Consider the following 8,135-nt stretch of genomic DNA (forward strand, 5'->3'; position numbering starts at 1 on the left):
CCGCCCCTCCCCTTCCTGCCCCGCCGCTATCCGGCGGATTTCGTATTCATACACAACCCTCAGAGCCGAGAAGGTGGTTAACCGCGCATATACGGTAATAAGATCATCATATCGCGCGGGGCTTTTAAATTGCAAATCTGCAGAGGTTACCGGCAGCAGCAGACCGAGGCCCTCCAGCCTCCGGTAGTCGAAGCCCAGCTCACGGAACATCTCCGTGCGGCCGCACTCAAACCAGATCAAATAGTTGGCATGATAGACCACACCCATCTGGTCGGTCTCCTGATAACGTACACGGATGGAGGTACTGTGCCAGCGGCTGGCCCATCCCGGTTGATGCGGATTCATATTCATGCTCCTCTCTATAATACAGCTTATCCGGCAGCCAGCAGTCCGCTAAGCGCCGACACCGCCGGATGCAGACGTAAGCGGCAGCATACGGCGTGAACTTCTGGCGACATAGACCAGCAGAGCCGCGCCCGCAGCCGCACTAATCATGCAGGAGAGGTTCATCAGCCCGACCCCGCCCTGGTTCAGCAGCATCCCGTTCAGCAGATTGCCGAGAATCCCGGCTAACCCGGAGAATACGATGTTAAAGACACTTTGCCCGGTCGCTTGCATCTCCGCTGAGGTAATCTTCGATACATATTCAACCGCCGCGATATAAAAGAACCCGAACGAGAGGCCGTGAAGCACCTGTACGCCGATCATGACGGAAGGGTACGGAAAGGCCACCTGGACGCCCCAGCGCAGTACATAGATTAACGCTCCAAGCAGCAGCGTCCGCTCCATGCCGAGCCTGCGAATAACCCGGGAGGCGAAGAACATGGATGGAACATTGGTAATGGACGCCAGGAACAGAGCGATTCCCGCAGAGCTGGTGGACCCCCCAACCGACTGGAAGGCAATCACGAAATAGGTCCCGAAGGCCGTCATGGTCTGATTGACCAGAAAGCTCCCGCCCAGGAAAGCCAGGAATATACGGTTGCCGAGCAGCTTTTTGATTCCCTGGGAGAAGGATTGGCTCATCATGTGATTCTCCTCCGCCTGCTTGGGAAGGGTGAAGGCAATGACTACAGCGATGCTATTCAGCAGCAGAAACGGCAGCCAGATGGTCGATACAGAGAATTTGGATACATACTGTCCCCCCGTAATGGCCCCTACGGCGGCGCCTATGCTCATCATCATGCGGATGCTTCCGTAAGTGGCTCCAGCCCTGTTCGCAGCCGCTATGGCGTACGAGTCGGCTATAGGCGCCTGTGTAGAGGAGAAGATCGTGGACACGGTATACACCAGCATCAGCACGATGAAATATTCCGAACGGTACAGGACCGCAAGCACCGCCGGAACAGCCACACTCAGAATCAGCACCAGCCGCGCCTGGTTATACCGGTCGGAGACCATTCCCCATAAAGGCTGCACACAGATGGCGATCAGCGTCCCTATAGCCATCAGCACGCCGATCTGGCTGACTTCAAGTCCGTTTGATTTCAGCAGCAGCGAGAGATAGGAGCCGAAGGAGCCCCCGGCCAGTCCCAGAAACAGATAGAACCCGCGCAGCTTTGTTATTTTTTCCATGGGGATTACAAATCCTCTCTCATTCTTTTTAACAGAATACCCAACCTTGATAGCCGCCTTCTGCATTAAATAGAGCACAACCTATTATGAGGCGGTGGACAAGTGGGCCAAGTCAATAGATTATCACGGAGCAAACCCTGTCTGAAGGATAAACTCAATACGGGCAGAGCCGCCAGTTCCGGCTTTGGCTGGACTTCGAGCAACTGGAGCGGTTATGCCATTTCCGGCAAAAAAGGCAGCTACCGGCAGATATCTGCCGACTGGATCGTCCCTTATGTAAAGCCTACGGAAAAAGCTACATTCTCCTCGGCCTGGATCGGCATTGACGGCTTCAAGAACAGCAGCCTGATCCAGACCGGCACCGGTCATGAGTCGGTGAACGGCATAGTCCGGTATTATGCCTGGTGGGAGATTCTCCCCGCCTCCGAGACCGTCATTCCTCTTCCCGTCTCCCCCGGCAACCATATGCGCGCTTCCATTGTCAAGCTGAGTCCCGGCAAATGGTGCATCACCCTGCGCAACCTCAGCAAATGCTGGGTCTTCCGTACCGTACAGCGCTATAACGGACCGCAAAGCTCAGCCGAATGGATCGTCGAAGCGCCGCAGGTGGGGTACGATATCGCCCCGCTGTCCAAGTTATCCACAGTCTGCATCACCTGCTGCCAGGTCAATGGACGTAGCCCTAGACTAAAGGTCTCCGATGGCGGCGTTATGATCCAGAATAAGAGGCTGCTGGCCGTGCCATCCCTCCCGCGCTCTTGCGGAAGCGCCTTTTCGGTCAGACGGATCTATCGTAATAGTCCCCCTGCCGTGTATTCCAGGAATCCTATTTATACATCTCCCTGACATACTATCCTGCTCCAAACACTCAGGTCCAATATATCCATTTGCACCATTGATATCAATCTGTATCTTAACATTCCGGAAAGTTCACTTATCAAAAAAAGAGCAGCGGCAATCAAGCGCCACTGCTCTTATCATTATATCTTATTCGTGCTGCAGAAGCTCTTCCAAATCCTAGTCGGCTGGAATCGTATCTACCTTCACCAGGTTAGTGGAACCGGAACGTCCAAGCGGGATACCTGCAGTGATGACTACAAGATCGCCAGCTTTAACCAGACCGGAAGCTTTACCGCCGTTAAGAGCTGTTTCCAGCAATTCGTCAGTAGAATGAGCTTCAGGACCGAATACAGGAGTTACGCCCCATACCAGCGCCAGTTGACGCATTGTTCTTTCCTGGGTAGTAACAGCAATGATCTGTGATTTAGGACGATATTTGGAAACCACGCGTGCAGTGTGGCCAGTTACAGTCGAAGAAATGATCGCTTTAGCATTCAGATCCAGAGCGGAGATCGCTACGGATTGGCTGATCGCTTCAGTTACAGTAGTTTCTTGAGCAATCTGCTGCTTCATGAAGATCTCACGGTGGTTCAGAGCAGATTCTGCTTTCTCAGCAATACGGGACATAGTCAGTACGGATTCTACCGGATATTTCCCCGCAGCAGTCTCACCGGACAGCATGATTGCATCAGTTCCGTCGAAGATTGCGTTCGCTACGTCACTTGCTTCAGCGCGGGTTGGGCGCGGGTTGCGCTGCATGGAATCCAGCATCTGGGTAGCTGTGATTACCGGTTTGCCGGCGATGTTACATTTCTGAATCATCAGCTTCTGAGCCAAAGGTACATCTTCAGCAGGGATTTCTACACCAAGGTCGCCACGGGCAACCATGAGGCCGTCGGATACTGCCAGGATCTCATCCAGGTTATCGACACCTTCCTGGTTCTCGATCTTGGAGATGATCTGGATGTGGGAAGCATCATGCTTCGCAAGCAGTTCACGGATTTCCAGAACGTCGCTGGCTTTGCGTACGAAAGAAGCGGCAATAAAATCAATGTCCTGTCCGATCCCAAAAATGATATCACTGGTATCTTTTTCCGTAATACCCGGCAGGGAGATGGATACTCCTGGTACGTTAACACCCTTCTTGCTCTTGATCGTACCGCCGTTAACAATACGGGTCTTGATTTCAGTGCCTTGAATGTCGACAACCGTAAGGCCGATCAGGCCGTCGTCGATCAGGATCGTCGATCCTACTTGAACATCGTTAGGCAGGTTGTTGTAAGTGATGGAGATACGGTTATGGTCGCCAAGGATCTCTTCCGTAGTCAATGTCAGATACTCATCCTGAACCAGTTCAATCGGTTCTACTTCCAGCTTACCAGTACGAATCTCCGGTCCTTTGGTGTCGAGCAGGATGGCAACAGTCTTGCCAAGTTCCTTGGATGCTTGACGGATCGTGTTGATCCGGGCTCCATGCTCATCAAAATCGCCGTGGGAGAAGTTCAGACGGGCCACATTCATACCAGCCAAAATCAATTTTTTGATATTCTCCAACGATTCACTTGCAGGTCCGATCGTACATACAATTTTACTTTTCCGCATTAGGTTTTCCTCCGTTTTTTCGTTCTCTCTGTCTCGCTTTTTCCAACTACAAAATCTACTATAAGGCTTACTCTCTGTATAGGAACTTTATCACATGTAAAGACATGCACGTTTTATTGCGCCCTTATGAATATTACTGCATGTTGAACACAAAATCAATGTTAGTGCCTGTTTTTGCTGTAAATTAAAGTCGAATAATATAGGATGGCTGATAAAAGAAAAATCATCCCGCAGCAAGCACAGGATGATTATAATGGGAATAATTGTATAATAGGTCTTGTCCCGTCCGCGGGCTGGATTAATCTGGAATATGTTAAAAAGTGCAAACCCGGCGGTACCGGCCATGCCGCTCATTCCCCGGAGAAAAGCTCCCGCTTACTCCACAATCTGCGCTTCATCCTGATCGGAATCCTGCTCCAGCACCGACTCGGAAAACTCACCGATTTTGCGGAATTTCAGATAACGGTCTTCCTTCAGCGCTGCTGCATCCATGCCGGACAGCTCCTGCAGGTGACGCCAGACTGTATCCTTAACCGCCTCCGCTGTAGCTTCGTAATCCCGGTGCGCACCGCCTCTGGGCTCTGCAATAATCTCCTCAATGACTTCCATCTCCAGCAGATCGGTGGCCGTAATCTTCATCGCCTCAGCGGCCTGTTCCGCCTTGGTGGCATCCTTCCACAGAATCGACGCTGCACCGTTAGGGGAGATCGCTGAATAGATTGCATTCTCCAGCATCAGCACGCGGTTGCCCACGGCCATCGCTAAAGCTCCGCCGCTGCCGCCCTCGCCGATAATCACGCAGATGACCGGCACGGCCAGCTGGGACATCTCGAACAAATTGCGGGCAATCGCTTCCGATTGTCCGCGTTCCTCAGCGGTATTACCGGGGTAAGCCCCCTTCGTATCCACAAAGGTGATGATCGGACGGCCGAACTTCTCTGCCTGCTTCATCAGCCTCAGTGACTTGCGGAAGCCTTCCGGATGGGCGCTGCCGAAGAAACGGAGAATATTCTCCTTCGTATCCTTGCCGCGCTGCTGTCCGATAACGGTCACAGGTCTACCATTCAGCTTGGCGATTCCGCCGACTACCGCAAGATCGTCACCGTACAGGCGGTCACCATGCAGCTCGATAAAGTCCGTGAAGATAAGCCCGATCAGATCCAGCGAGGTCGGGCGTACGTGATGCCGGGCCAGATGCATCTTCTGGGCCGGGGATATATTGGAATAGATCTCATTCTCCAGCTCGCTGTAGCGCTCTTCAAGCCGGGCTACCTCATCGCTGAAATCAATGCCCTTCTCTTCACCGAACTGCTTGAGTTCGGCGATTTTTTTGCGCATTTCTACCAGAGGCATTTCAAAAGGCAACTCTCCTGCCAACCTAAAATCCCCCTTTCACATCATGCAGTTCCAGCAGCTTCGTGAGTGTGGAGCGCATTTCCTTACGGTGCACGACCAGATCCAGCTGTCCGTGCTGCAGATTGAACTCTGCCGTCTGGAAATCCTCCGGCAGCTTCTGGCGGATCGTCTGCTCGATGACAATCCGTCCGGCAAAGCCGAATACCGCTCCGGGCTCGGCAATAATAATGTCGCCCAGGCTGGCAAAGCTCGCCGATACCCCGCCGGTAGTCGGATCAGTAATGACAGAAATATACAGGCCGCCTGCTTCACTGAACCGGGCCAGCGCGGCGCTTGTCTTCGCCATCTGCATGAGACTGAGAATGCTCTCCTGCATTCTGGCTCCGCCGGAGGTGGAGAAGATCAGCATCGGCAGTGCCTGCTCTGTCGCTTCTTCCACCGCTCTTGTAATTTTCTCTCCAACCACAGATCCCATGCTGCCGGTGAAGAACTCAAAATTCATCACGGCTACAATAACCGGATGTCCGCCAATGCTGCCCTGGCCGGTGATTACAGCTTCAAGCTGTCCGGTTTTGGACTGCTGTTGCGCAAGCTTCGAGGCATAGCCGGGGAACTTCAGCGGATCAATCGACGCCATCTCGCTGTCGAACTCAATGAACCCTTCCGGATCAAGTATCATTGCAATCCGTTCGGTCGCATTGAGGCGCATATGATAGCCGCAGGAAGGGCATACTTTCAAATTCTTCTCCAGTTCCTTGCTATACTGGATCGTTCCGCATTTGGCGCACTTGCTCATTAGACCTTCGGGAATCTCCCGCTTAGGGCGCTCGCCTTCTGCCGGTCCGCCGCTTCGCTCCAGACGTTCTGAAGGAATAGTCGCGTACTTCCGTTTTTTCTGAAATAAATCTTTGAACAAGGGTCGCACCTCTTCAGCCGTTTATTTGCGTAAATAGCAGCTTGCCGCTGTCATGAATGCTTTGAATCTCTATGCCATACTCTTCAGGGATGCAGAATCAGATTGAGGACCTCCTGCACTTCTTCAAGCTCTCCCGAAGGAACCAGAATCTCAAACTGCTGCTTGGACATATTGATGGGACGGCATTTAATCAGAAATCCTTCTTCCGTAAGCTTCCTCTGGATCATCTCCGCCACTTTGGCGGTCGGCGCTATATAGATTACCGTCCACATGCCCTGCAAGGCCTCCCTAATCTCGAATCCAGCCGTATCCTGAATATAATGAAATTATGATAACACAGTTTTCTTTTTTCCCGCAAGCAAGCCCGGCAGGAAGGACTCAGGCCCGGGAGGCCGGTCGCAGCGCATCAGGAACAGCCGTTATTCGGTCCCGGTCACATGGGGATAGACCTTCGCACCCTCATGCCCGTGGGCGATCCGGGCTGAAGCTGCAGCCGCAATTCCGGCCACAAGATCATCCAGAAATACATGAATGCTCCCTTTATCATCATTCAATTTGCCGATAATTCCAAGCTTTATTTTATCCAGGTAGCCGAAGCTGGTCAGGCCGATCATTCCATACACGCTCGTGATGCCCAGTGCCAGCGTCTCGTCCGCCCCGTAGAGCGATTCATCCGCTTCCATTACCGCCTGAAACGGCTGGGGCAGCAGCTTCTTCTCGGCTAACTCATCCAGCGCAATCCCGGTCATGAGCGTATACTGGACTTCTCTTTTGTTCAGGACCGACTTGACGCTGCTCAGGCACTCCTCCTGCGTTAAGCTGGGATAATAGACCGATTGCAGGATATAGACGATCTCCGCGATCGAGTCCAGTGATACTCCCCGGCGCTCCAGCAGCTCCTCCGCCATTTGATAGGACATGATGTCATTCCCCTTCCGCACGGGACAATGCCCCGCTATGATTTAGCTGAACTTGAGAGTGAAACCTGACAGATTCATAAGTTCACTCTATTGGTTCCCTAATGTATGCGGAAGAGGGGGCAAATGTGCTAAAAAGATCAGTGTATCACAGCGGCTGCCCATAAAAGATGCATTTGTGCAGCATCAAAATTAACTGGTGAGAAACTCTTTAACCAGCCGCCATGCTGAGGGTTTGCCATGCCCCAATTAGGGTGCAATGGGGATGCTTAAGTGCATTCTGTACAACTAAATCATCTGATTTAGCGCCGACTATCCTTTTAGCTGTAATTCATACAATTAAACTGCCTCTATACCCGGGTTCTCACCCATTCGGGCAGATTTAGTTGTACAAACTACAGTTAGAGGAGGAAAGCCATCCTTTTCACGGTTGATAATTGCACATAATACACCTATGTGAATGTTCACTTCGAACAAGCTCCAAGGACAGCTTGGCTGCTCCTATCGGAGACGGACGGTTCCGGCACCCAGCATCTCTTCAATGGCTGCGAACAGCTCCTCCGAGGGCTCGATCCGGTAGCTGTCGCTCAGCGCAAGCACCTTCTGGTTGCGCTCGTAGAACAGCAGCGTCGCTGCGGGTCCCGGATGGGTCTGCAGCAGCGCCTGGAGGCGCGGCAGCAGACCCTTCAGCTCAGCGCCCGGCGTGATCTTGATGAAGACACGCTGGGCGCCGGGCGCTGAGCCTGCGAAGCGCTCAGCGGCTGGGTCCTGCCCCGTGCGCAGCGGGGCAGGGCTGCCCGGCCGCGCGTCTGACGCGGCCTGGGCCTTGGGCGCGGCCTGCGCAGCGGCCGCGGAAGCGCGCGCACCGGGCGGCTGTGCCGCCGGTGTGCGCGTGCCCGGTGCAGCGGCGGCGCCAGCTGCACCGCCGG

8 protein-coding genes and 1 pseudogene are annotated in these 8,135 nt (G+C 53.3%); 1 reads left to right on the forward strand and 8 read right to left on the reverse strand.

The window, feature by feature from the left end; genetic code table 11:
• The coding region (locus C162_RS29195; protein ID WP_036700665.1) for an acyl-CoA thioesterase at positions 1-345 on the reverse strand (345 nt) is incomplete at its 3' end.
• A 48-nt stretch (positions 346-393) separates the two neighbouring features.
• Positions 394-1,575 (reverse strand): MFS transporter, encoded by a 1,182-nt coding sequence (locus tag C162_RS29200; protein ID WP_036700689.1) that lies wholly within the window; start codon positions 1,573-1,575, stop codon positions 394-396.
• Between the two features lie 102 nt (positions 1,576-1,677).
• Here C162_RS29200 and C162_RS29205 point away from each other — a divergent pair, with 102 nt between their 5' ends.
• Positions 1,678-2,421 carry a G1 family glutamic endopeptidase gene (locus C162_RS29205; protein WP_036700666.1) on the forward strand — a complete coding sequence of 248 codons (744 nt, stop codon included), beginning with the start codon at positions 1,678-1,680 and terminating at the stop codon, positions 2,419-2,421.
• Between the two features lie 171 nt (positions 2,422-2,592).
• Here C162_RS29205 and pyk read toward each other — a convergent pair whose 3' ends face one another.
• The 6 genes and pseudogenes from pyk to C162_RS36440 form a co-directional block, all read right to left on the reverse strand.
• A complete protein-coding gene (gene pyk / locus C162_RS29210) occupies positions 2,593-4,017 on the reverse strand; it encodes a pyruvate kinase (protein WP_036700667.1) in 1,425 nt (474 codons plus the stop codon).
• Between the two features lie 375 nt (positions 4,018-4,392).
• Positions 4,393-5,394: an acetyl-CoA carboxylase carboxyltransferase subunit alpha gene (locus C162_RS29220; protein ID WP_036700669.1), complete on the reverse strand. Its 1,002-nt coding sequence runs from the start codon at positions 5,392-5,394 to the stop codon at positions 4,393-4,395.
• Between the two features lies 1 nt (position 5,395).
• Positions 5,396-6,289, reverse strand: coding sequence for an acetyl-CoA carboxylase, carboxyltransferase subunit beta (accD, locus tag C162_RS29225; protein WP_036700682.1), 894 nt, complete (start codon positions 6,287-6,289; stop codon positions 5,396-5,398).
• 83 nt (positions 6,290-6,372) lie between these two features.
• Positions 6,373-6,561 carry a hypothetical protein gene (locus C162_RS29230; RefSeq protein ID WP_036700684.1) on the reverse strand — a complete coding sequence of 63 codons (189 nt, stop codon included), beginning with the start codon at positions 6,559-6,561 and terminating at the stop codon, positions 6,373-6,375.
• Between the two features lie 147 nt (positions 6,562-6,708).
• Positions 6,709-7,209 carry a phosphatidylglycerophosphatase A family protein gene (locus C162_RS29235; RefSeq protein WP_036700686.1) on the reverse strand — a complete coding sequence of 167 codons (501 nt, stop codon included), beginning with the start codon at positions 7,207-7,209 and terminating at the stop codon, positions 6,709-6,711.
• Positions 7,210-7,707: 498 nt separating this feature from the next.
• Positions 7,708-8,135 (reverse strand): annotated as a pseudogene (locus C162_RS36440) (DNA polymerase III subunit alpha); the annotation flags it as partial.

Source organism: Paenibacillus sp. FSL R7-269, assembly GCF_000517865.1.
Classification (GTDB): domain Bacteria; phylum Bacillota; class Bacilli; order Paenibacillales; family Paenibacillaceae; genus Paenibacillus_AQ.